Origin of the sequence: Methylobacterium sp. 1973, from assembly GCF_040545035.1 — a bacterium.
GTDB lineage: Bacteria > Pseudomonadota > Alphaproteobacteria > Rhizobiales > Beijerinckiaceae > Methylobacterium > Methylobacterium fujisawaense.
In genome coordinates, this window is sequence record NZ_JBEPLA010000007.1 from 197,884 (window position 1) to 221,634 (window position 23,751).

Annotated in this window: 20 protein-coding genes; 9 read left to right on the forward strand and 11 right to left on the reverse strand. The window is 70.2% G+C overall.

What is annotated here, in order from left to right; all coding sequences use genetic code 11:
- Window positions 1-6 precede the first annotated feature (6 nt).
- From ABIC70_RS15775 to ABIC70_RS15790, 4 genes are all read left to right on the forward strand, one after another.
- Complete coding sequence (locus ABIC70_RS15775; RefSeq protein ID WP_354440052.1) at window positions 7-1,176, forward strand: MFS transporter; 1,170 nt, start codon at window positions 7-9, stop codon at window positions 1,174-1,176.
- A gap of 536 nt (window positions 1,177-1,712) precedes the next feature.
- Window positions 1,713-2,030, forward strand: a complete 318-nt coding sequence (locus ABIC70_RS15780; RefSeq protein WP_354440053.1) for a hypothetical protein — start codon at window positions 1,713-1,715, stop codon at window positions 2,028-2,030.
- 57 nt (window positions 2,031-2,087) lie between these two features.
- Window positions 2,088-3,266, forward strand: coding sequence for an efflux RND transporter periplasmic adaptor subunit (locus tag ABIC70_RS15785; protein WP_354440054.1), 1,179 nt, complete (start codon window positions 2,088-2,090; stop codon window positions 3,264-3,266).
- Between the two features lie 147 nt (window positions 3,267-3,413).
- A complete protein-coding gene (locus ABIC70_RS15790; RefSeq protein ID WP_053609600.1) occupies window positions 3,414-6,587 on the forward strand; it encodes an efflux RND transporter permease subunit in 3,174 nt (1,057 codons plus the stop codon).
- A 160-nt stretch (window positions 6,588-6,747) separates the two neighbouring features.
- Here ABIC70_RS15790 and ABIC70_RS15795 read toward each other — a convergent pair whose 3' ends face one another.
- Window positions 6,748-7,566 (reverse strand): hypothetical protein, encoded by an 819-nt coding sequence (locus ABIC70_RS15795; RefSeq protein WP_052083688.1) that lies wholly within the window; start codon window positions 7,564-7,566, stop codon window positions 6,748-6,750.
- Between the two features lie 128 nt (window positions 7,567-7,694).
- Here ABIC70_RS15795 and ABIC70_RS15800 point away from each other — a divergent pair, with 128 nt between their 5' ends.
- Window positions 7,695-8,150, forward strand: a complete 456-nt coding sequence (locus tag ABIC70_RS15800) for a DsrE family protein (protein WP_354440055.1) — start codon at window positions 7,695-7,697, stop codon at window positions 8,148-8,150.
- Between the two features lie 104 nt (window positions 8,151-8,254).
- On the opposite strand, the gene ABIC70_RS15805 is transcribed toward ABIC70_RS15800, so the two are convergent.
- On the reverse strand, window positions 8,255-8,830 hold the full coding sequence (locus ABIC70_RS15805) for a phospholipase A2 family protein (protein WP_354440057.1): 576 nt from the start codon (window positions 8,828-8,830) through the stop codon (window positions 8,255-8,257).
- Between the two features lie 103 nt (window positions 8,831-8,933).
- The gene (locus ABIC70_RS15810; RefSeq protein WP_111473586.1) at window positions 8,934-9,185 is read right to left on the reverse strand and encodes a hypothetical protein; all 252 of its coding nucleotides are present in this window, start codon (window positions 9,183-9,185) and stop codon (window positions 8,934-8,936) included.
- A 293-nt stretch (window positions 9,186-9,478) separates the two neighbouring features.
- On the opposite strand from ABIC70_RS15810, the gene ABIC70_RS15815 reads away from it, so the two are divergent.
- The 3 genes from ABIC70_RS15815 to ABIC70_RS15825 all read left to right on the forward strand — a co-directional run bounded on the left by ABIC70_RS15815 (window position 9,479) and on the right by ABIC70_RS15825 (window position 11,255).
- Entirely contained in the window at window positions 9,479-9,739 is a 261-nt protein-coding gene (locus tag ABIC70_RS15815) for a hypothetical protein (protein WP_354440059.1), read from the forward strand.
- Between the two features lie 257 nt (window positions 9,740-9,996).
- Window positions 9,997-10,248 carry a hypothetical protein gene (locus ABIC70_RS15820; protein ID WP_043353668.1) on the forward strand — a complete coding sequence of 84 codons (252 nt, stop codon included), beginning with the start codon at window positions 9,997-9,999 and terminating at the stop codon, window positions 10,246-10,248.
- A gap of 311 nt (window positions 10,249-10,559) precedes the next feature.
- Window positions 10,560-11,255, forward strand: a complete 696-nt coding sequence (locus tag ABIC70_RS15825; protein ID WP_043759436.1) for a VIT1/CCC1 transporter family protein — start codon at window positions 10,560-10,562, stop codon at window positions 11,253-11,255.
- Window positions 11,256-11,345: 90 nt separating this feature from the next.
- Here the strand turns inward: ABIC70_RS15825 and ABIC70_RS15830 are convergent, their stop codons facing one another.
- Window positions 11,346-11,552 carry a hypothetical protein gene (locus ABIC70_RS15830; RefSeq protein WP_354440061.1) on the reverse strand — a complete coding sequence of 69 codons (207 nt, stop codon included), beginning with the start codon at window positions 11,550-11,552 and terminating at the stop codon, window positions 11,346-11,348.
- Window positions 11,553-12,493: 941 nt separating this feature from the next.
- On the opposite strand from ABIC70_RS15830, the gene ABIC70_RS15835 reads away from it, so the two are divergent.
- Entirely contained in the window at window positions 12,494-12,895 is a 402-nt protein-coding gene (locus ABIC70_RS15835) for an EF-hand domain-containing protein (RefSeq protein ID WP_043383999.1), read from the forward strand.
- A gap of 672 nt (window positions 12,896-13,567) precedes the next feature.
- On the opposite strand, the gene ftsH is transcribed toward ABIC70_RS15835, so the two are convergent.
- The 7 genes from ftsH to ABIC70_RS15870 all read right to left on the reverse strand — a co-directional run bounded on the left by ftsH (window position 13,568) and on the right by ABIC70_RS15870 (window position 23,677).
- Window positions 13,568-15,466: an ATP-dependent zinc metalloprotease FtsH gene (gene ftsH / locus ABIC70_RS15840; RefSeq protein ID WP_354440063.1), complete on the reverse strand. Its 1,899-nt coding sequence runs from the start codon at window positions 15,464-15,466 to the stop codon at window positions 13,568-13,570.
- Window positions 15,467-15,867: 401 nt separating this feature from the next.
- Window positions 15,868-18,159 carry a glycoside hydrolase family 65 protein gene (locus ABIC70_RS15845; protein ID WP_354440065.1) on the reverse strand — a complete coding sequence of 764 codons (2,292 nt, stop codon included), beginning with the start codon at window positions 18,157-18,159 and terminating at the stop codon, window positions 15,868-15,870.
- Window positions 18,156-18,881: an HAD family hydrolase gene (locus ABIC70_RS15850; RefSeq protein WP_354440067.1), complete on the reverse strand. Its 726-nt coding sequence runs from the start codon at window positions 18,879-18,881 to the stop codon at window positions 18,156-18,158. Before ABIC70_RS15850 ends, ABIC70_RS15845 begins: the two co-directional genes overlap by 4 nt.
- A gap of 223 nt (window positions 18,882-19,104) precedes the next feature.
- Window positions 19,105-20,130, reverse strand: a complete 1,026-nt coding sequence (locus ABIC70_RS15855; protein ID WP_354440069.1) for an NAD-dependent epimerase/dehydratase family protein — start codon at window positions 20,128-20,130, stop codon at window positions 19,105-19,107.
- Window positions 20,131-20,274: 144 nt separating this feature from the next.
- Window positions 20,275-21,495, reverse strand: a complete 1,221-nt coding sequence (locus ABIC70_RS15860) for an ATP-grasp domain-containing protein (protein ID WP_354440071.1) — start codon at window positions 21,493-21,495, stop codon at window positions 20,275-20,277.
- Window positions 21,496-21,803: 308 nt separating this feature from the next.
- Window positions 21,804-22,550 (reverse strand): ABC transporter ATP-binding protein, encoded by a 747-nt coding sequence (locus ABIC70_RS15865; protein ID WP_075380936.1) that lies wholly within the window; start codon window positions 22,548-22,550, stop codon window positions 21,804-21,806.
- Entirely contained in the window at window positions 22,547-23,677 is a 1,131-nt protein-coding gene (locus ABIC70_RS15870) for an ABC transporter permease (protein WP_075380935.1), read from the reverse strand. The genes ABIC70_RS15865 and ABIC70_RS15870 overlap by 4 nt, the downstream gene beginning before the upstream one ends.
- Window positions 23,678-23,751: the final 74 nt, after the last annotated feature.

A 23,751-nucleotide genomic window follows, 5' to 3' on the forward strand; every position in this document is an offset into this window, starting at 1 on the left:
CCGCGCGTGTCCGGGGGGCGGCGCTGGCCGGTGATCTCCGCCCTCGGCGTGATCGAGATCCTCGCCTGGGGGTCCTCGTTCTACCTGCCCGCCGTGCTCGCCGGCCCGGTGGCGGAGAGCACCGGCTGGCCGCTGGCCTGGGTGGTCGGCGGTCTGTCCCTCGGGCTCCTCGTTGCCGCGTTCGCCGCGCCGCATGTCGGGGCGGCGATCCACCGCCACGGCGGCCGTCCGGTTCTGGCGCTGGCGGCGCTGCTGCTGGCGGCCGGCCTGATCACGCTGGCCGCCGCGCCGGTCCTGCCGGTCTACCTGGCCGGCTGGCTTCTGCTGGGGCTCGGCATGGGCTGCGGCCTGTACGATCCGGCCTTCGCCACCCTCGGGCGCCTCTACGGGGCGGCGGCACGGCCGGCGATCACCACCCTGACCCTGTGGGGCGGGTTCGCCAGCACCGTGTGCTGGCCGCTCTCGGCGCTCCTGGTCGCGCAGGTCGGCTGGCGGGGCGCCTGCCTCGCCTATGCCGGCCTGCACCTCGGGGTCACGCTGCCGCTGGTGCTCCTGCTGATCCCGAACCCGCCGGCGGCGGCGGCGGAGCACCGCGCGGCGCGCACCGGCCCTCTGTCCGCCTCCGAGCGGCGGGCGTTCCGGCTGTTCGCCGGGGTGCTGGTCCTCGGCGGCGCGATCATGGCGCTGGTGTCGGTGCATCTGCTGACGCTGCTGCAGGCGCGGGGCGTGGCGCTGGCGTCCGCCGTGTCCTACGCGGCGCTGATCGGCCCGGCGCAGGTCGGCGCCCGCATCGTGGAGATGTCGTTCGAAGGGCGGCATCACCCGCTCTGGACTCTCACCGCCGCCCTGGGCCTGGTGGCGCTGGGTTTGGTGCTGCTGGCCCTGGGGCTGCCGGGCGTCGGGATCTGGCTGGTGCTCTACGGCGGCGGCAACGGGATCTATTCGATCGCGCGGGGCACGGTGCCCTTGGCCCTGTTCGGTCCGGTGCGCTACCCGCTGGTGGTCGGCCGCCTGGCGCGGCCGGGGCTGGTCGCGCAGGCGCTCGCCCCGCCGGCCGGCGCGTTCGTGCTGACCCAGGCCAGCCCGGAGGCCCTGTTGTGGCTCTTGCTCGCCCTGAGCCTCGCCAATCTCGGGCTGGTCGGCGCGCTGTGGCATCTCCACCGCGCGGAGCGGTGAGACGGCGGCCAAGCCGACAGGCAGGGGATCGCGACACCGGCCCCGTCCCGCCGGCCGACGGGAGGGGGGATCGCGCGACCGCGACGAACCCTGCATGTTCGGCTGTTCGCGGCTCGGTCCATCGTCCCACTCCGCCGGGTCCAAGACCGGCCGATCCCCTCGCCTTGGCGGCGCCCGTCTTTCACAGGTGAATCATCGCGGGCCGTCGATCCTGGGGGCGCCGAAATACCGTGATGCAGGTGTATCATTGGTTCTGTTGCTGTCCCGTATCGGTTGGGACGTTTAAATAAGACGTAAATACATCGTGGGCCCGATCTGCCGGGGGATCGCGGGATTCGGTAGTCCGCCTTGGTTGATAACAATTTTTGAGGCCATGGCTCAGCTGCGAAATGTGCTATCGATAGAGCACAGGCGACCGAATCGGGCCCGTTTGCGCATCGAACCTGTATTGTCGCAGGGCGGGGCATCTGTGTTGGGCCGCCAAAGTCAGGATCGACCGGGTTGTCCGGTTGGCGCGCTGCGCGGGTGTGTCGATCATGATGTTTGCCGTTCCTGCCCTGCTGATGGAGCTGGTGTTGGCGATGCCGGTCTCGGACACGATGCCGGTCTTCGACGTTCACGGCAGCTGCCGGGCGGCGACGCAGCAGATGACCCTCGATGCCGGCCGGCAGAAGCTCTGCCTCGAGGATGAGGGGTCGGCGCGGGCCGAGGTCGAAAAAAAGTGGTCCAGCTACCCGGCCGGTGACCGGACACGCTGCGCGGCGGAAGCGCAACTCGACGGCCTGCCCAGCTATGTCGATCTGCTCGAATGCCTGACCCTCGCCCGGGAAGCCAAGGCCGAGGATGGTCAGTAGCCGCGGCAGCACCGAGGCCAAAGACCATCCGTAACGATCTTAGGTTGAGGGCCGGCCGTGCCGATCGAGCTGCAGCTTCCCGGATCCGTCCGTCTTCTCGCCCTCGCGGCCATCGCCGGATGCGCCGCCGGTTGCCGCGATTCGAACCAGTACGTCCCGCCACCGCCGCCCGGCGTCTCGGTCTCGCAGCCGGTCGTGCGCACGGTGACGCGCTACTTCGAACTCACCGGCAACACCAAGGCGTTCGCGGCCGTCGATCTCGAGGCGCGGGTCCAGGGCTTTCTGGAGGCGATCACCTACAAGGACGGCGCCGTGGTGAAGGCGGGCGCGCCGCTCTTCGCCATCCAGCGCAACACCTACGAGGCGCAGCTCAAGCAGGCGCAGGGCGCCCTGGCGGCGCAGCAGGCCGCCCTGGCGAACGCCCAGTCCGAATATCAGCGCCAATCCACGCTGGGGCGGCAGGAATTCGCCTCGCAGGCCCGGGTCGAGGACGCGAAGACCAAGCAGGACCAAGCCAGCGCCGCCGTCATGGAGGCGCAGGCCAACCTCGACATCGCCACCATCAACCTCGGCTACACGCAGGTCTCCGCGCCCTTCGACGGCGTGGTCACCAACCACCTGGCGGATGTCGGGGCGCTCGTCGGCATCAGCGGGCCGACCAAGCTGGCGCAGCTCGTCCGCATCGATCCGCTCTACGTCTACTTCAACGTCAGCGAGCAGCAGGTGCTGCTGGTCAAGCAGCACCTGCGCGCGACGCAGCAGCCGCTGGGCGATCTGGCCAAGATACCGGTGGAGATCGGCCTGCAGACCGAGACCGGCTATCCGCATACCGGCCGGCTCGACTACCTCGCGCCGCAGGTCGATCCGTCCACCGGCACGCTGCTGGCCCGGGCGCTCATCGAGAACGGCGATCACGCGCTCCTCCCGGGCCTGTTCGTGCGGGTCCGGATCCCGGTCGGCCGCGACGACAAGGCGCTGCTGGTCCGCGACGACGCCATCGGGACGAACCAGCAGGGCAGCTACGTGCTCACGGTCGGGGCCGACAACACGGTCGCGCAGCGGGTGGTGACGCTCGGGGCGCGGGACGGGCGGTACCGGGTGATCGAGGCGGGGCTCGCCCCCGGCGACTGGGTCGTCACGGACGGCATCCAGCGAGCCATCCCCGGGGCCAAGGTCGCACCCCAGAAGTCGGCGGTGGCCGAGGCCTCCCCAGGCCCGGCGCCGCTTCAGCGGTGAGACACCGGCCGGTGCGCCCGGCCGAGCCCGCGAGACCGATGGTCCAGGGCACCGATCCGCCCGGTCACCGGAGGCCGGCATCCGCCCATCCGCGGCCCGCCGATGCGGCGGACCGCCCCTGAGACGCCGGCACCGAGGGCCAACGGCATGATCTCGCGCTTCTTCATCGAGCGGCCGGTCCTGGCCAACGTGCTGGCCCTGATCATGGTGCTGGTCGGCGCGGTGTCGCTCCTCAACCTGCCCGTGTCGCAATACCCCAACGTCGTGCCGCCGACGGTCCAGGTCACCACGCGCTATCCGGGTGCGAGCGCCCGCACGGTGATCGACACGGTGGCGCTGCCGATCGAGCAGCAGGTCAACGGCGTCGAGGGCATGCTCTACATGCAGTCGACCAGCGCGAGCGACGGCACCTACACCCTCACGGTCACCTTCGCGATCGGGACGGACGGCGATCAGGCGCAGGTGCTGGTGCAGAACCGCGTCGCGATCGCGATGTCCTCGCTGCCGCAGGCGGTCCAGGTCCAGGGCGTCACGACCCAGAAGAAATCCACCGCAATCCTGCAATTCGTGACGCTGTCGGCCACCGACGGGAAGTTCGACAGCCTGTTCCTGTCGAATTACGGCGTGATCAACGTGCAGAACGAGCTGGCCCGGCTCCCCGGCGTCGGCAACGTCACGGTGTTCGGCGCCGGCCAGTACGCGATGCGGATCTGGCTGGACCCCGATCTGCTCCAGGCCCGGGGCCTCACCCCCGACGCCATCATCAACACCGTGCAGCAGCAGAGCCAGGAGGTCACCGCCGGGGCCCTGGGGATGCCGCCGGTGCCGACCGGACAGGATTTCCAGTACACCCTCAACATCAACGGGCGGCTGAACGACGCCCCGGACTTCGAGAACATCATCATCAAGGCGGACGCGCAGGACGGCGGCCGCATCACCCGCCTGCGCGACGTCGGCCGGGTCGAACTCGGCGCGCAGACCTACAGCCAGTCCTTCACCCTGAACGGTCAGGCCGCCGCCGGCATCGGCATCTACCAGCTGCCGGAGGCGAACGCGCTCACGGTGGCGAACGCCGTCGGCACCCGGATGGCCGAACTCGCCAAGACCTTCCCGCCGGGCCTCGTCTACGCCATCCCGTTCGACACGACCGCGTTCGTCCAGGCCTCGATCCACGAGGTCTACAGGACGCTGTTCGAGGCCGCCGTGCTGGTCCTGATCGTCATCCTGGTCTTCGTCCAGGACTGGCGGGCCATGCTGGTGCCGGCGACGACGGTGCCGGTGACCATCATCGGCGCCTTCGCCGCCATGGCGGCGATGGGCTTCAGCGTGAACCTCTCGACGCTGTTCGCCATCGTGCTGGCGATCGGCATCGTGGTGGACGACGCCATCGTGATCGTCGAGGGCGTGGCCCACCATATCGACGAGGGCCTCTCGCCCCGGGCGGCGGCCGAGAAGGCGATGGAGGAGCTGTTCGGCCCGATCATCGGCATCACCCTGGTGCTCATGTCGGTCTTCGTGCCGGCCGCGTTCCTCCCCGGCCTGACCGGGCAGCTCTACAAGCAGTTCGCCCTGGTGATCGCCGCCACCGCGCTGATCAGCGCGATCAACGCCGCCACGCTGAAGCCGACCCAATGCGCCCTGTGGTTGCGCAAGCCGGTGCCGCCGGAGAAGCGGAACCTGTTCTACCGCGGCTTCAACCGCGTCTACGGGGTCGTCGAGGGCTGGTACGCCCGGCTGATCGCCCACATGGTCCGGCGCAGCGGCCTCATGGCCGTCCTCGCGCTCCTACTGATCGGCTTGGCGGGATGGGGATTGACCCGCCTGCCCACCGCCTTCCTGCCCACGGAGGATCAGGGCTACGTGCTGATCGGGGCCCAGCTGCCCGACGGGGCCTCGAAGGAGCGCACCGACGCGGTGATGCAGCGCATCAGCGCGCAGGCGAAGGCGACGGCCGGCGTCGACAACGTGCTCACCATCAGCGGCATCTCGGTCCTCGATTCCAACGCCACCCTGCCCAATGCCGGTGTCGCCTACGTCGTCCTCAAGGACTGGGACGCCCGGGCCCGGGAGAAGGGCCAGGATCTGCGCAGCCTCTACGACCGCTTCAACACGATGCTGGAGGGCGTCGAGGACGCCGCGACCTTCGTGCTCATCCCGCCGCCGATCCAGGGCATCGGCAATGCCAGCGGCTTCACCATGCAGGTGGAGCTGCGCAACGGCGACTTCGATTACCCCCTGCTGGAGAGCCTCGCCCGGACGATCGTCGCCGACGGGAACGCGCAATCGGGCTTGCGGAAGCTCAACACCTCGTTCCGGGCCGGCGTGCCGCAGATCGCGATCGCGGTGGACCGGATCAAGGCCGAGGCGCTCGGCGTCACGGTCGGGCAGGTCTTCTCGACGCTCTCGAGCTACGTGGGGTCGTCCTACGTCACGCAGTTCAACAAGTTCGGCCGGACCTTCCAGGTCTACGTGCAGGCCGCGCCCGATTACCGGCTCCGCCCCGAGGACGTCGAGAACCTGAAGGTGCGGGCCGGCAACGGGGCGATGGTGCCGCTCGGCACCATCGTGGAGATCAAGACCGTGCAGGGCCCGTCCCTGATCAGCCTCTACAACCTCTACCCGACGGCCACGATCGTGGGCGGGGCGGCGCCGGGCTTCAGCTCCGGGCAGGCGCTGGACCTGATGCAGCAGATCGCCGCCAAGGTGCTGCCGCCGGGCACGGGCTATGACTGGACGGCGATGTCGTACCAGGAGAAGGCGGTCGGCGCGCAGATCTACCTCGTGTTCGGGCTCGCCATCCTCCTCGTCTACCTGGTCCTGGCCGGCCAGTACGAGAGCTGGATCCTGCCGCTGGCGGTCCTGCTCGGGGTGCCCCTGGCGCTCCTGGGCACGGTCGGGGCGCTGCTGTTGCTCGGCGTCGCCAACAACCTCTACACGCAGATCGGCCTGATCCTGCTGATCGCGCTGGCGAGCAAGAACGCCATCCTGATCGTCGAGGTCGCCCGCGAGAAGCGGCAGGCCGGTCTCGACATCGCGGCCGCGGCCGTGGAGGCGTCGCGGCTGCGCTTCCGCCCGATCCTGATGACCTCGTTCGCCTTCATCCTCGGCGTCCTGCCCCTCGTCACCGCCTCCGGGGCCGGCGCTGCCGCGCGCAAGTCGATCGGCATCACGGTCTTCAGCGGGATGCTGGCCTCGACCTGCCTGGCGGTGCTGTTCGTGCCGTGCTTCTACGTCATCCTGCAGCGCGTCGAGGAGCGGCGCGCGCAGGGGCGGCAGCCTGTGCCGACCGGGACCGCATCCTCGGCGCCCGAGAGGGTCTGACACCGTGACGGAGGGCGCGCATCCCGGATTGCGTCGGGTCCCGGGGGGCGGCGTGGCGGGTCCAGCCTGACGCCGCCGCGAGGATTTCGGCTCCTGGCGCGTCCCCCGCAACAGGGCGGTCGAGCGTACCGCGACACCGGGGATCGGACGCCCCGCCGCTTCACCGCGTGACGATGCCGGGCTCCTTCGGACTGGGCCGGCGCTGCAGGATGAGAAGCCCGGCCGAGTAGATCAAAGAGACGAGGAGGGCGGCACACAGGGCGGCGGCGGCACCGAGGGCCTGGACCGTCAGGTGAAGCGTGAGCAGCGCCAGGCCGAAGCCGAAGACGCCCCGGATCGCAATGCTGGCCAAGCGTGCCATCGCGCCCCCGCCGATCCGGCGATGCAGGATCACGAAGGTGCTCGTCAGGGTGACCGGAAAGGCGGCGACCACCCCGGTCCGCGCCGGTCCCAGGGCCGAACTGACAGCCAGGACAACCGCCACGAACAGGGCCACGGCCGTCGCTCGGGCCAGGAGATCCACCGGTCGCGGCCGCGCGACGACCGCGCTCCGGACGAGGGAGGTTCGCACCGCCTGCCGGGTCGCGACGGCCCCCGCGCCATAGACGAGTGCGTTGAGCCCGAGGGCCGTCAGCGGCGTCCAGGACGCGGCGGATACGGGGATGGCCACCGCCAGCCATGCCAGCGTCGCCGGACCGAGGGTCGAGCCCAGATCCCGGCCGCTGGCCCGCAGGGCGTAGACGGTCAGGAACAGGCCCGTCGCCGCATTGGCGGCGAAGCCGTTGAGGGCCGCCCCGGCGACGAAGTCGGTATCGTGTTCCAAGGCCATGAACACGTAGGCCGGCCCGGCCGAGACCGGCAGGCTGACGATGAGGGCGCCCCAGACCGGTCCGAGGAGTTCCGCCAGCACGGAGGCCAGCACGACGACGGTTCCCGAGGTCAGCGCCCGGACCAGGGCTGTTACCCATATCGCTGCCACGGCCGCTTCCCCGGCATCGCACCGCCGATCCGGATCGACTTCGGAGCCGCGGCTTCGCTATCACGGGCGCCGGGCCTGGGCCAAAGTCACGGGCTCCGACAGGCGCCGGCCCTGACCGGAGATCAGCCATGCGACAGCTCCCCCGACGCCCGATCCTGTTCCTGCTGGCCGGGCTCGCCGCCGCCCCGGTCTCCGCCGCCGAGACGGGCAGGGGGCACCGCGTCGTGTTCCAGGTGGACACAGCCGAGCCGGCCACGATGAACCTGACGCTCAACAACGCCACCAACGTGGTCGATCATTACCGCGCCAAGAACGAGGCGGTGGAGATCGACATCGTCGCCTTCGGGCCGGGCCTCGCCATGTATCGGGCCGACAAATCCACCGTGGCCGACCGGATCGCGCATTTCGCCGAGTCCGGCTTCCCGTCGAAGATCCAGTTCTCGGCCTGCAACAACACCAAGACCGCCATGGAGAAGGCCGAGGGGCATCCGATCCCGCTGCTGCCGCAGGCGACGATCGTTCCCTCCGGCGTCGTGCAGATCATGGAGCGGCAGGAGCAGGGGTGGAGCTATGTGCGGCCGTAGGGTGATCTGCCGGCGCGCGGCCTGCGCCGCCGCCGGTCCCGCGGCGGTGCGGGACGGGCGCGACTTCCGAAGTCCCGGCCGAGGAGCCGGTCCACCGACCGGGATCAGGGGGCGCGGCAGTCCATCGCGGCCGTCGCCTCGATCACGCTGAGGGCCCTGCGCCGGACTTCCAGCGTCACCTTCGGGCTGTCCGAGACGATGGAGGCCTCCCGTTTCAGCGTCGCGTCGCAGGCGCATGAACTGTACCCGGCCGTGTCATAGCAGGCATCGTGGCGCATGCATGCGGCGTCCAGGTCGTCGGTCGGCGGCAACCCCTCGCCGCGCTGCCCCTTCCCGCAATAGTTGCCGTGAAACAGTTCCTTGCCGGCAATGACTTGGCCAAGCTCGCCCTTGGGCGGGGCCGGCGCCTCGGCGCGGCCGCCCGGGTTCAGGTCGTTGGCCGGGCCGCCGGCCTTGGATCCGGACGAGCGGAGCGTCTTCGGGATATCGGACCGTTCGTCGGGCTCGTTCAGGGCCCCGCCGGCCCGCCCGTTCGGATCGGAGACATCCGGAAGGGGCGGGGGCGGCCCGGGGCGAGGCTCCTCATCTTCGGCGGATGGAGGCGCCACAGGCGCCTGTGCGAGCGCACCCTGAGAGGTCAGGACGACAACCGCGAGGACAATCGCACGGACGAGGGTCATGACCGGTCCCGATGGCTACGGCGCAGGCGCGCGCAAGGTGTCTCGGCCCAAGCGGGGTGCGGTCTGCCCGGGCCGGCGAGGCGAGGATATGCCCGCGACGGATCTAGTAGCGGTTGTCCCGGTACCCGCGGTAGCGACGCTCCTCGAAGACGCGCGCATCCCTGCGGCCGTAGCCGCCCATGTCGCGATGGCGGCGATACCCGTGCGCGGGCGCCCATGCAGGCGGGCCGCCGGGGCGGAAGCCGCGTTCCCCACGGGCCCAGGGCGGATCGGCCAGGGCGGCGGACGAGGTCCCGAGAAGGCCTCCCGCCAAGGTCAGTGCGCCGAGCAGGAACAACGTTGGCGTGCGAAACATGGAGCCTCCCTCGCAGCGGGATTGGTCCCGGTGCGGCTCAGATACGGCGCTCGGGGCAAATCCGTTCCACGCGCCGCGCAGCACCATGGGCCCATGCGACGACTGGGTTGCGCGGTTTGAGCCGGTCAGACGTGCGACAGATCGGCAGGAACAACCTCAAAGAATTTCTTCAGTATTAAGGTCGGCGATATCTCCGGTCTTTGAACATCGGGAGATACTTTCGAGACATCGAATTTTTCTGGAACGGTCGCGGCCACCCTGCCGTTTAGGGGCTCCAACACAGGAGACGCTCAATGCGAAGCTTCCCGATCATCATTCTCGCCACTCTCGCTCTCGGCGGCAGCGCCATGGCCGCCGAGCAGGGGGCTTCGTCCAAGGCGCCCGGCCACGAGATGCAGGACCGCGGAAGCCGGGCGGGGAGCCCCGGCGCATCCGGCTATGCTCCCGGACACGAGATGAAGTCCGGCGGGATGGAATCGACCGGTTCGACCACGCGGACCGGCGGCACGGCCACCGGTACGTCCGGCATCGGTTCGACCGGAACCCACCGCTGACGCACCTGCTGCGCCCCTTCCGGCCCTGTCGGCCGGTCGGGGCGCAGTTCCGCGGGCGGTCGGGCTCTCCAGCGCGGTCATCGTCGCCCTTGCACCGCGCCGGGCCACAGATCCGCTGAGGGCCCGTCCGGAACGCCCGCCGGGGCACCCGTCCGGCGCCGGCTGTCCGGGCCGGCGCCGACGGGCCCGCTGGCGTGCAACCGCTTTCGACCCATTCGACTTACCGACCGGATTCATCGAGCCGAAGGGGCATCGCCATGCCGATACGTTTGGTCACGACCGTTCTGTTTCTGTCCACCGCGGCAACCTCCGTCTGGGCCGCGCCGATGTCCGCCGACGAGAAGGCGGCGTTCCAGCAGCAATGCATGGGCGACTTCACGACCTTCTGCGGCGACCTGACTCCGGAGGATGGTCCCGGAACGCAGGCCTGCTTCGAGAAGAACATGGCGAAGCTCTCCACCGGCTGTCGGGAGGCCATACAGAGCTTCAAGCAGGCGAAGCGCGGCTGAGCCGTCGGCCGCTCAGCCCGAGCGGGCACGCCCGGCGCTGCCGGGACAGGCGCGCAGCCGAAACCGTCGGGGCTTTGGAGGGGGGCTGTGGAGGGATGACCCGCCGGGTGTGACCCGGGTCCTGCCGATCTCCTCGCGCCGGCGGGGTCGGCCGTTCCATCTGGCTCGGGCCCGGCGGAAACGCCCGGCCCGAGCGGGTCTCCCCGCGCCACAGCCGCTTCGGCGCATCGCCACCTCTGGCACGACCGCGCCCTGCGTCGCATACTTCCCGGCAGCGGCAGATCCACACCCGCCGAGAGAGGCTGACGCCGATGCGCGCGCGCCATGCGGAAAGCCACCTGATCGAGCGCATCGGCTGGTTGCGTGCCGCGGTGCTGGGCGCCAACGATGGGCTCGTATCCACGGCCAGTCTGATCGTCGGCGTGGCGGCCTCCGCCGCCGCCGCCAGCGATATCCTGGTCGCCGGTACGGCGGGCCTCGTCGCCGGCGCGATGTCGATGGCGGCCGGTGAATATGTCTCGGTGAGCTCCCAATCCGATACGGAGCGGGCCGACCTCGCGCGCGAGCGGCGCGAACTCGAACAGGACCCGGCGGCTGAGCGGGAGGAGCTTGCGGGGATCTACGTCTCGCGCGGCCTGGACCACGATCTCGCGCTGAAGGTCGCGGAGCAGCTGATGGCGCGGGACGCCCTCGGCGCCCATGCCAGGGACGAACTCGGCATCTCCACGTTCACCACGGCGCGCCCGATCCAGGCTGCGCTGACCTCGGCGGCGACGTTCTCCGCGGGCGCGGCCATGCCCCTTCTCGTGGCCGCGGTCTCTCCGGCCGACTATCTCGTCGTCTCGGTGTCCGCAGCTTCGCTGACGTTCCTCGCTGTGCTCGGGGCGTTGGGCGCGAAGGTGGGCGGCGCAGCGATCCCGCGGGCGACCGCGCGGGTTGCGTTCTGGGGGGCCCTGGCAATGGCGGTCACCGCGGGGATCGGGCATCTCGTCGGCAAGGTTGTGTGACCGCTCGGCCGGAGACACGGCGGAGGCGCAAGCCAAGGATCACGGAGCGCTGGGCGGCATTGCTGTTGCGCGCGTTACGCAGTGTCGGGCTCAGCGCGAGCCGATCTGCCCGACAACACGGTCAATCTCATCGATGACGCTCACCAGGAGTTTCGCCTGCTTGTCCAGATCGGCGACTGCCGGGCGGCCCGGCGTGTCCGTCGTCCACCAACGACCGTTATCGATGACGTCGACCAGCCGGCCGACGCGGGCGTGCTCACGTTTCAGGGTGTCGATAAACTCCTTGCCGCTCTGCATGGACCCCCTCCCTCTTGGACGGCCGAGCCGAGACTTGCCCCCGGAGCGGACCGCTTGAACGTGCGCAATCCCTCGTGTCGGCAAGGGAAGCGGCGATGGCCAGGGCCTTGATCCATTTCGGTTTGTTGAGACGGATACTGGCAAATAGCGACGTCCGACGCGACGATGACGTCGCGGCACATGGCATCCGGGCAACTGCCGCCGCGTCGGTCGTGCACCGGAGACGACCGCGACGGCGCGCGCCGAGGCTTCGCGCTGGGCAGAGGTGACTCTGGCGGTGTCGGGTTCAGGCCGTGCGGGTGCCGCGGTGGTCGCAGTCATGATGAGCCTACCTGTTCGCGCTCCAGCGACCGGCCGATCGAAGCCGAACTCGCATACAAGGTCAGCCTCGCGTCGTTGAGCCAGATCAACGCCAAGCCGCTGTTCCCGAGTCCGTTGCGAGCGCGCGGATTGCTGCCGGCACGGTGGACGCCACACTCAGCGGGTTCGGGCCGGTTCTCGAACTCCACCGGGCCTGCGGGAGCCGAGCGTCGCGTGCCGCCCGGCCGCTTTGTCGAAGCGTGGGGGGCGGAGCGGCATCAGCGGAGCGGGTCTGCCCCTGCGCCGGATCGCCAGGACGGGCGCATCCGCCACGACGCGTGCCGTCATGCGCGCCTGCACCGCCGGTCTCGCCATCACACCCCAACCGGGTATCGGTGACACCCCCAGCGGGCCCCGCGAGGGACTTCGATGGCCGGGGCGCATCCGGCGCCCAGGACTCGGAGATGCCGACGGAATGGCATGCCTCAGATCGAACGCCGATCCTGAGGTCCTGAGCGGTTGATCAACATCAATGTGTGACCCCTCGGGGCAGGTAACCTGAATTCGGTTGCGCCCACGGCCGACCGCATCGCTGACGACATTGCGCGTGACGAGGGACATCTCTCGCTGGGGAGGGTTTCATGACGCTGGCGACACTGGTGCAGGTGACGGCCCTCACCACACTCCTCGCGGCCGGCTCGCTGTCCAGCGCAGGTGCTCAGACATCAACGGGCCCGGAGAACACGCCGGACCCAGCCTCCCCGCCCAACCGACCCAGCATGATGGGGCGGGGCATGATGAGCGGCATGGGAGGACTGGGCCATGGCGGCATGTGTGGCATGATGGACCACATGATGGACGGGATGATGGCCGGCGGCCTCCGAATGCGGATGATGTTCGCGATTGCGGATACGGACGGGGACGGTTCTCTCTCGTTCGACGAAGTGACGGCTATCCATAAGCGTCTCTTCAACGCGGTCGACGCCAACAAGGATGGAAAGGTGACCCCCGAGGAGCTTCGGAAATTCTTCTCGGATCGGTAGTCGAAGCTCACAGCAAGCCGCAGAGACCGAGCGGGACCAGCCCGCGCAGCCGCCACCTCGTCCTCCGCCCAGCCCGGCCTTGGGCCGGCGATGAGGCGGGTCGGCGATCCCATGAGGCATGAGCGTGCCGGCGCACCCGGCGCCTTCCACGGGCGAAGGGTCGGGGTGCGGGCGCGCGATGAGGTGCGGATCGGAGGCCGACCGCAGATGGGGCGCCGCCGCCATGGCCACGCCGTTCGGCGAGCCCGGCGCCACCCGTGTGACCGGCACCCGGCCTTCGCCGCGCCGGCCGGCCGGTGGGTCGATCCGCCGTCCCGGTGACCCCGCCTCGAACAGCGCCTTCGGGACCACGCGCGGGACCACGCGCGCGTGGGAAGCCGCCCATGACACAGATATGCTCAAGCATCTCCTCATCGTGCCGGTGGCCGTCGTCGGCGGCTTCCTCGTCGCGACGGGGTGGCCCGCCGCCGCCGCCGCGTTGCGGGCTCTGCTGACCGGTGCGCGGTACCCGCCCAGGATCGCGGGCTCGGGTGTGATGCCGGCGGCTGTTCCAGAGCCGGAACGGGCCAGGCGGGTTCGCCTCACGGACGATCAGGTCGCCAAGGCCAGGATCCTCCCCAGACGGCCTTCCGGTCCTGCCGGCCGCGCCGTCGGCCCGGATGGCCGCCGGCTTCATCGGTCGGTGCCCTGCTTCGCATCGACCGGCAGCCGGACGACCGGCGCGCGCCGCCGCTCGGGCTCGGGAGACGGGCCTCGTTCCGGGCCCGGCCTGAGCGCGGGAAACTCCGCTGCCGTCACCGTTTCCACGTCGAGGAGGAGCGCGGCCCCGCCCTCCAGATCCTGCCGCCGCCGTCTCAGGATCTCTGTCGCCGTCTCGAATGCCCCCGCCACGATGTCCCGGCCGGCAACGTCGATCTCGCGAGCCGTCAGGTCGGACGCGTTCGGCCGGTCGCTGCCGATCTCGGACAGGAACGGGTTCGCGGGTGGCAGATAGGTGCGCTGGCCGACCTCCGGCGTCATCCCGTGCCGGGTCACCATCTCCAGCGCGATCTGGGTCGCGCGCTGCAGGTCGTCCGCGGCACCGGTCGAGACATCCCCGTCGAAGACCAGCGCCTCGGCCGCACGGCCGCCGAGCAGGACCGCGATCCGGTTCCGCAGCGCGCTCGCCGTGATCAGGAACCTGTCCTCGGTGGGACGCTGGATCGTGTAGCCGAGCGCCCCGACGCCGCGCGGGATGATCGAGACCTTCAGGACCGGATCGACACCCGGCAGGCTCGCGGCAACGAGGGCGTGTCCCATCTCGTGGAACGCCACGCGCCTGCGCTCCTCCGGCCCAAGCACGCGGCTGCGCTTCTCAAGCCCGGCCACGATCCGCTCCATGGCGGCCGTGAAGTCGGCATAGGTGACGTCCGCGCCGCCGCGCCGGGTCGCCACGATGGCGGCCTCGTTGACGAGATTGGCGAGGTCGGCGCCGGTGAATCCGGGCGTGATGCCCGCCACCTCGTCCAGGTCGAGGTCCCCGGCGAGCCTGACCTTGCCGACATGCACCTTCAGGATCTCGACACGGCCCTTCCGGTCGGGGCGGTCGACGAGCACCTGCCGGTCGAAACGGCCGGGCCTGAGGAGCGCCGGATCGAGGACCTCCGGCCGGTTCGTCGCAGCGAGAAGGATCACGCCGGTGGTCGGGTCGAACCCGTCGAGTTCCGCGAGGAGCTGGTTGACGGTCTGCTCGCGCTCGTCGTGGCCCCCCAGAATCTGGGTGCCGCTGCGGCTGCGGCCGAGGGAGTCCAGTTCGTCGATGAAGATGATGGCGGGCGCGGCCTCGCGGGCCTGCTCGAACAGGTCTCGTACCCGGGCGGCGCCGACGCCGACGAACATCTCGATGAATTCGGCCCCCGAGATCGAGAAGAACGGCACGCCGGCCTCGCCGGCGACGGCGCGCGCGAGCAGCGTCTTGCCGGTGCCCGGCGGCCCGACGAGCAGGATGCCCTTCGGTGACCGCGCCCCGAGCCGCCCGAAGGACTTGGGATCCTTGAGGAAGGCGACTGTCTCCTGCAATTCGGCCTTGGCCTCGTCGACGCCGGCCACGTCCTTGAAGGTCACCTTCGTGTCGGTCTCGACATAGACCTTGGCCTTCGATTTGCCGATGGCCATGAGGCCGCCGAGGCCGCTCCGCCCGGACACGCGGCTGAAGAGGGCGCGCCACAGAAAATAGACGGCGAAGGCAGGCAGGATCCAGGAGAGGAGGCCCGTCATGAAGCCCGTGGATGGGGCTCCCTTGACCACCACGCCCTTGGCCGAAAGCCTGTCGGCGAGGGCTGGGTCAACGCGCGTCGCCACCACGTACCGGTGGCCGTTGTCCGCCGGCTCCTTCAGCGTGGCCGCAATCCGGTCGGTGCCGACGGTCGCCTCGGCAATCTTTCCCTGGGCGACCAATTGCTCGAACTGACTGTAGGGGATCGCGTCCGTCTGGCTGAAGCCGACCCAGAGATCGTGGACGAGCAGGACGCCGAAGGAGGCCGCCGCCATGGACCAGAGCGCCCAGCTCAACTTGCGCTGACTCGGGTCCATGAGCGCCTCCCACGTCGACTCGGGAAGTGCGCCGTTCGGCCGCTCGTCGCTTTGCGCCAGCTCAAATGTCTCGGCCCGTCTGCAACCGCGGCGCGGGGTGGCGACATCCGTCGGTCGAGCGGGCTGAACGCGCAGCCTGTTCGGAGCCGCGGTCGAACGCGGCTCCGCATGACGCCGCAGCGAACCTCCGGTCGCTCCACGCGGACCGGCATGGGGGGCGGCTGCTGCCCGTGACGGGCGACCGTGCTTTGCTGGCCGGATCGGCGCCGAACCCATCGCCGATCAACATCCCGGGGATGGCCCCTCGGCGTGCGTCGCGGCGGGGATCGCTTACGGAGGGGAGAGGGCGGGCGGTCCCGGTCCCGCAACCGAGATCCGCCGCCCGCTCCAGGACGACGGTCTCATCCGCCGACGCCCTCGACCGTCAGGGGCCGGTCCATCGCGATGACGAAGGCGGCGCCTCCGGCGAAGACCGTCATGGGAGCCCCCCGGTCGAGGGCGACACGCAGCACACGGGTCGTCCCGTCTATGGCCACGGCCAGGTCCCGCCCGCGCCACCGGATCCTGAAGTCGAGGCTCTGCCAGTCGGCCGGCAGGCACGGATCGAAAGCGAGCCCGTCAGCCCGCAGCGACAACCCGGCGAAGCCGAGGATCGCTATCATCCAAACCCCGCCGAGGGCCGCGACGTGGATGCCGCCGCCGATCGCCACATGGGTGTCGGCGAGATCGATTGCCGCGCTTCGGCGGAAGTAGCTCAGCGCTGCCTCGGCACGCCCCAGCCGCGCGGCCGCGAGGCCGTGCATGGCCCGGCTCAGGGAGCTCCCGTGCCCGCATCGGGGCTCGTAATGGTCGAAGTTGGTCCCGCCGCTCGCGCCCGGAAAGGCCTCGGGCAGGAGGGCCAGGAGCGCGACGACGTCGGCCTGCTTGATGACCTGCGCCCGCTGCGTCTGCTCGCGCCCCAGCACGACATCCATCGGCACCGAGCGCCCGGCATAGGCGTTCAAATCGACCGTCTCCAAGGCCGAGAAGCCCGCGAACTGCTCGAACAGCCCCGTGGCCGGATCGAAGCCGGTGGCGATGGCCTCCGCCGCCTCACGCCAGTGCGCCAGTTCCGGCTCGCCGAGGTCCAGACTCCGCGCGAGGCGCGCCCACGTCTCCGGCCAGCGGGCCTGCACGAGGGCGGCGACGTCGAGGCCGCGCGCGATGGTCCACCGGGCCATCCCATTGGTGAAGGCGTTGTCGTCCACGCCCTCGTGATACTCGTCCGGCCCGATGACCGTGCGGATGTGACGCCGGCCGTCCGCCTCCGGCGCCGCACGCCAGGTCCAGAACCGGGCCGTCTCCAGGATGATCTCAGCCCCAGCCTCCTGCAGGAAGGCTTCGTCCTCGGTCGCCTGCCAGTATTGCCACACCGCATAGGCCACGTCGGCGCTGATATGCTGCTCCTGGCTGCCGCAGAGGACGTCCAGGATCTTGCGGTCCGGGCCAACCGTCTGGGCGGGCGTGACCTCCGACCCGCTATCGGCCGATTCCCAGGCGTAGAGGGCGCCCCGACAGCCCATCTGCGCGGCCTTGGCGCGGGCCGCGTCCAGGGTGCGGAAGCGGTACATCAGGAGGGTGCGCGCGGCCTCCGGCCAGGTCAGCGCGTAGAAGGGCACGAGAAAGATGTCGGTGTCCCAGAAGACGTGGCCGCGGTAATCGTCCCCCGTGAGGGCGCGGGCTGCGACGGAGACGTGCGGGTCTTCCGGATTCGCCGCCCCGTTCAGGTGGTAGATGGCGAAGCGCAGGGCGGCCTGGGCGGCATCGTCACCGGTCACCCGGATGTCGCTGCAGCGCCAGCGCTCGGCCCAGGCCGCCTCGTGGCGGGCGAGGATGCCGCGCCAGCCGAGCGTGCGCGCGGCGGCCAGTTCCTTGCGGGCCCGGGCGCCCGCATGGACGTCGGTGGCGTGGTGGCGGGTCACCGCGATGATGCGCCGGAAGGTCACGATCTGGCCCGGCTGGGCGGTCCAGCTCCAGTTCCAGGTCAGGTCGCCCCGCATCACGGGCTGACGCTCGATCCCGTCGACCTCCAGGGAGGCCGCCGCCGCGATGGCGAGGCTCCGGCCGGATCGCCAGGTGCGCCACGCCTTCAGGTCGAGTTCCGCCCGTTCCGGCGCGAGTTCGAAATCCGTGGGCCCGAACGCGGCCTCGAAGGTGAGGTCGCTGACCCCGCTCTCGATCCGAAGCTCGATCACCTGCATGCCGATCGCACGCGCGTGCAGCGACACCAGCCGCAGGGAGCGTAGGCAGACATCGAGCGGGGCGTTGCAGGTCTGGCGGGCCTCCATGAACAGGGCCCCCCGTCGCATGTCCAGGGTCAGAGCCCGCGAGGACCGGTCCGGGCAGCGCATGAGCGGGCCGTCCGGCAGGAGGATGCGGACCTGCGTCCAGTCGGGGGCCGGCACCAGTTCCGGAACCACGCTGTCGGGCGTCGGCGTGTCGAACAATCCGGCGACGTAGATCCGCGGCGGAACAGCCCGGCAGGCGCCGAGATGGGAAGCCAGCCCGCCCCGCACGCCGAGAAAGCCGTTGCTGAGGGCGAAGCGGGTTTCGAAGGTGCTCTCCCGCAGCAATTCGTATCCGGTCTCGCGCAGCAGCCAGGACGGATCGCCTCCAGCGATCATGTCTTCGGCCAAGGTGTCGGCCACGCTCATGCGGCATCTCCCGAAGACGGCGGCGCGATATGCTCGATGCAGATCTCGTCGAAACTCGCGACCACCCGGTCGGCCCCCGCTGCCCGCAATCCGTCGGCGTCGCCGAGGCGGGCGATGCCGATGGCCGTCATGCCGCCGGCCTTGGCGGCCCGGATGCCCACGGGGGCGTCCTCGGCCACGAAACAGCGGGCCGGGACGACCCGCAATTCGGCGGCGGCCAGCAGAAAGATCTCGGGGTCCGGCTTGCCGTGGCGCAGGGCGCGGCCGCAGATGCGGGCCGCGAACGCGTCGAGCAGCGTCCGGTCCTGGCTCAGCGGCACCGCGCGCATCATGGCCTCCGCGTTCTTCGAGGACGAGGCCGCCGCCAGGGGCCAGCCCCGGTCGGCGAGGGCCCGGACGAAGCGGAGGGCGTCCGGAAAGGCCGTCACGCCCTCGGCCGCAACGATCCGCTCGAGACAGCGCTGTTTCGCATCGGCGTAGGCCGACACGAGGCGCTCGGTATCCGGTAGACCCAGTGCGGCGAGGGCCGCGCGGGCCCCGTCGATCCGGGCCTTTCCGGCGACCTGCGCCTGATACAGGGCGGTGGTGAAGGGCCGGGGATCCGCGACGCCGGCGAGCGCCTCGCGCCAGGCACGTTCATGCGGGGACGCCAGCAGGACGCCGTCGACGTCGAAGATGAAGGCGGGGGCGCTCGGGCGGCGCGTGATCGGTGGAGGCCTCATCCCGTCGCTCCCCCGGCCGAATGGCGCGTCCTGCGGATCAGCCATCTCCCGGTCGCGCCGAAGACCAGAACCGACCTGGCGTCGGCGCGGGAGAGCATCCGGCCGCCGATTGTCAGGAGCGCCAGTGACTTGCGGGCTGGGCCGGCCTCGAGCCCCTCCGGCGACCGATGCGCGTCCGGCAGCCCGACTGCCGGCGACACCCCGCTCGACGGCAGCAGGCCGATCAGGACGCAAAGCCGGTGCTGCGGGCCGGTGCGGCCACATCCGCGCGCGGGACGGACCGCTCGGTGAGCCATGCGACCGCCAGCGCCAGTGCTTCGTCGATCGGTCTGGGTTCGTAGCCGAGTTCCCGGCGCGCCTTGCTGTGGTCGAACGCCGTGGAACGCAGCGCAAGGCGCACGCCCTCGCGCACGGCCACCGGACTTCGGTGGGAGATATGATCGGCGAACCACTCGGCAACGATGGCCACCGCCATCGCGAGGCTGCCCGGCAACGCCATGGACGGCATGCGTCGGCCCGTCATCCGCTCCAGCCTGGAGAGGAGCTGCCGCAGCGGCACGTTCTCGCCGCCCAGCACGTAGCGCTGCCCGGCCTGTCCCTTCTCCCCCACCAGACGCAGCCCCTCGGCCACGTCCCGGACATCGACGAGGTTGAGCGTGCAATCGAGGAAGAACGGCGTCTGCCCGGTCAGGAAGAGGGCGAGCATCGCCGCGGGCGGCGTCATGTTCCAGTCGTCCGGTCCGATCGGGACCGTGGGGCTCGCGATCACGACATCGCGGCCCGCCTGCGCGGCGGCGAACGCCGCCTGCTCGGCCAGGCATTTCGATCGTGTATAGGGACCGGCCATCCGGTCCAGGGATGGGAGATCGCCCTCGCGCACCCGCGCAGCATCCCGAAATCCCGTGAGCAGCACCGCCTCGGTCGAGCAATGCACGACCCGTGCGGCAGGCGGCGCTGCGGCCAGCAGGCGTTCCGTGCCCTCGGCGTTCACGCGGGCCAAGGCACCCCGCTCGGGGGCCCACAGGTGCGCGTCGCCGGCCAGATGATAGACGCGCGCGATCCCGACCATCGCGGACGACAGAGCGGCGGCATCGAGGATCGAGCCGCGGCGATACTCGGCGTCAGCCGAAAGGCCACGCGGGTCGCCACAGTCGAGCACGCGCACGCTGCGCCCTGTGGCAATGATCGACTGGACGAGATGGCGGCCAATAAAGCCGCATCCACCCGTAACGAGATCGACGGCGGTCATCGGATTTCTCTGGAATTCGATGCGATGCTGATGTCCCGCTCATTTATTGCGTTGATCTCGATCAATTCCGCCGGTGTAGCAGAGTGGAATTGTCGGCCAATACAATGAAGCGATTGGGCGGCCCGGGTCGGGCGAGCTGGAGGCTTAGGCCAGATCTCGAATGTGCCGCATCGCTTCGGGTGTCAGGAGGTGAGCGCCCCATCCCTGCCGCACCATCGCTCCGGCGCAGGCCGGCCGCGCGAGGAGCATGAGCGCCGCACCCACCACCGGCAGGACGCTCAAGGGGTCGAGACGCACCGGCGTCAATTCTTCGCGCGCCTGCGCGAAGGGTCCTGGGCGGCCGACAAGCTGCAGGAGCGACGCGACGAGGTTCCGCCGGCGGGCGCCCCGAAGCGCCGCACCGAGGAGGACTTGCAGGGCGAGCCGCGTGCGCACCCCCGGCCGGCCCATGCGGCCGTGCGCGATGCTGTGACCGGCAGATACGCGGACCAGCAGGTCCGCAAGGTTGAGGCCCGCGAGGCTGGCGGCCATCGGCTCGACGAGGCGCGGATTGCCGTCGATGTAGAGCGGGCGCTCGCCGCGGTCGTCCGTGAAGTAATCGACGGACAATGCGCCGTGCCAGGACAGATGGGAGCCGATCTTTGCAAGATCGCTGGCGACGTTGGGGCGATGAACGCTTTCTTTGAGCGCCGCGCCGCCGCCTGCTCCCTCGACGAGCCTGCGCGTGGCGTGGAACCCGACGAGCCGCCCCTCCTGGAAGACGGCCTGCGCCTGCTCGAGGGGCGCGGACACCCATGCCTGCACGAGGATCGGCTCGCCCGGGCTCGCCACATGCGCGAGTTCGGCCGCGGCACGGTCCCGGTCCGCCTCGCAACGGATCAACCAGGTGCTGTGGCTCGCCGTGCCCAGGGCGGCCTTCACGACGAACGGGTAGGCCGCGTGCTGGGCGAGGCTGCGCGGATCGTCGAGCAAATGTGTTGGGGGCTGTTGCAGGCCGAGCTCGGTCAGCAGGCCGCGAAAACCGAGCTTCGTCAGGACGCGCTCGTAGCTTTCGAAGGCCGGAACCGCGAACGCAACCCGCGGGCGCAGTTCGTCGGCCAAGCGGGCGACGAGGTATCCCTGCTCGTGGATGGGCAGGAGGACATCGAATCTCTCCCGCGAGAGCGTCTCGTGGAGGAAGTGTCGAAACCCCTCCGGATCCGTGCCGAGGGGCGGGCAGCGATAGCGGCGGACGACCAAGCGCGAGAACCGCCCGAGGCAGATCCGGGCCGGATCGCAGTAGGCGACCTCGTGCCCGGCGAGCGCCAGGGCCGTGATGGCTTGGCGCGCAGACGTGCTGCTGCCCTCGGTCAGGAGAACACGCATGCGGTGCTCGTCGCCTCCAGGATGCTCGGCGGGATGCCCGTCGCGCCGAGGCCGTCGAAGCCGGTGTCGATGCCCGTGTCGATGCCTTCAGGGCAGAGCGTCCGTCCGCGCCAGGACGCGCCGATGGCGGAGGCCCGTTATGGTCCGGATACGGGCGCCTCGCCGGGACGAGCAGACGGACACGGCTGTCGCGGCGGGGGCACGCATGACCGGTCGCGAAGCCACCGCGGCCCGGGCTCGCGGACGTCCAGAAGACCGCCTGCCGCGCGCCGCGCCCGCCCGGCCGCGATGATTCTGCCGCCTGTCGATCATGGGCGGCCGGCCCTCTGCGAACCCACGGTCCGGGCATGCGTCTCGCAGTCGTCCGTGTCCGGCCGTTCCTCGCGCGTGATCGCCCCGTCCTCGATGTGCACGATCCGATCGGCGAAGCGGAAGAGACGCGCGTCGTGCGTCACGACGAGGACGGCCCGCCCGCGCTGCTTCGCCGCCGATGACAGGATGGCCATGATCGCCCGACCGTTTTCCGAGTCGAGAGCGGCCGTCGGCTCATCCGCGAGGATGACGGACGGATCCGCGACCAGCGCCCGCGCGATCGCGACGCGCTGCTGCTCGCCGCCGCTCAGCTCGCGCGGGAACGCGTTCAGCTTGGCGGAGAGGCCGACATCGGCGAGGACCGCGGCGCTCTTCGCGGTCGCCCCGGGGCCGCGCTCGCTGCGGATATCGAGGGCGAGCTGGACGTTCTCCCCCGCGGTGAGCGTGGAGAACAGATGGTAGGATTGGAAGACAAAGCCGATGTGCCGCCGCCGGATGGCCGCCAGCGCCTCCGGCCGGGCGTCGCCGGTCGGGACGCCGCAGACCCGCACGGTCCCGCTCGTGGGCGTCAACATGCAGCCCAGGATGGACAGCAGGGTCGTCTTGCCGCTGCCCGAGGGCCCGACCAGGACCGTCAACTCGTGGGCGCGGACGACAAGGTCGAGCGCCCGCACCGCCTCGACGCGCGTCGGCCCCTGCCCGTAGGTCTTGCACACCCGCGCGGCTTCGATCGCGGCGCTCATCGGGTGAGCACGCTCGCGGGATCGACCCGGATGATCCGGACAATGGAGGCGATGCCGGAGGCGACGCACATGAGGAGCGTGAGGGCGAAGGCGACCGCCACCAAGGCGGGCGTAATCACGACCGGGGCGACGCTCGTCGCGGTCAGACGCTCAACCCCGATACTGATTACGGTCGCCACCGAGAGACCGATCAGCGCGTTCACGAGCGCCTGGAAGGCGATGACCCTGTAGATGTATCGGTTGGAGGCACCGATCGCCCGGACCATCGCGAATTCGTAGAGGTGCTCCTTCGTGCTGGAGTAGAGCGTCTGCGCGATGATGACGGTCCCGACGATGATGGAGAGCAGGGCGCCCGCGACGAGAGCCGCGCCGGCCCCCGTACGGTAGAGCCAGAAATTCAGGGACCGCGCGCGAAACTGTTCCGGCGTGAGCGCCTCCATGCCGGAGACACGCGCCTGCGCCTCCTGCCGGATGCGCGCGATGTCGGCCCCCGGCTTCGCCCGGATGAGGAAGTACGTGACCAGATTGGCCGGTAATCCGACATAGGATCGGGCGCTGCGGAAATCGGTGAAGACGTAGGGCCGCGTCGTGAAGGAGCGCAGGCCGGAGGTGACCGCCCCGACCGTTACCGGGTGCCCGCGAACCTGTGCCGTCTCGCCGCGCGCAGACACGCCCAGCTGGTCTGCGTAGGACCGTTCGAGCGACACGGTGCCGGCGGTCGCGAGATCGTCGAGGCCACCCTCCACGATGTTCCACGGCGCCAGGCCACCGACCGGGTCGGACGCGATGATGAAGATCCCGATCAATCCGCCGTCCGGCGGCAGCCAAGCCGAGAAGCCCGCCACCACCGGGACGGCCTCCGACACCCCGTCGACGGCGCTCAGCTCCTGGCGCATCTCCGCGTCGAGAATCGAGATGTCCTCGAAGTACTGCGTTCCTTTCGAGACGATCCAGAGATCGGCTGCGGTGTGATCGACGATCAGCGTCACCATCCGCCCGAAGCCGTAGAACAAGCCCATCTGCACCAGGATGAGGACGACCGAGAGCACGATCCCGGTGACGGCGGCCACGAACCGAAGCCGATCCTGAAGCAGATTCCGGAGCGCCAGCGTCATGACAAGCGGCATTCGCGTGCTCGATATGTGCCATTGTCATGTAAAAATCAGCATAAATTGCCAGTAATGAGATTGATATGGATCAA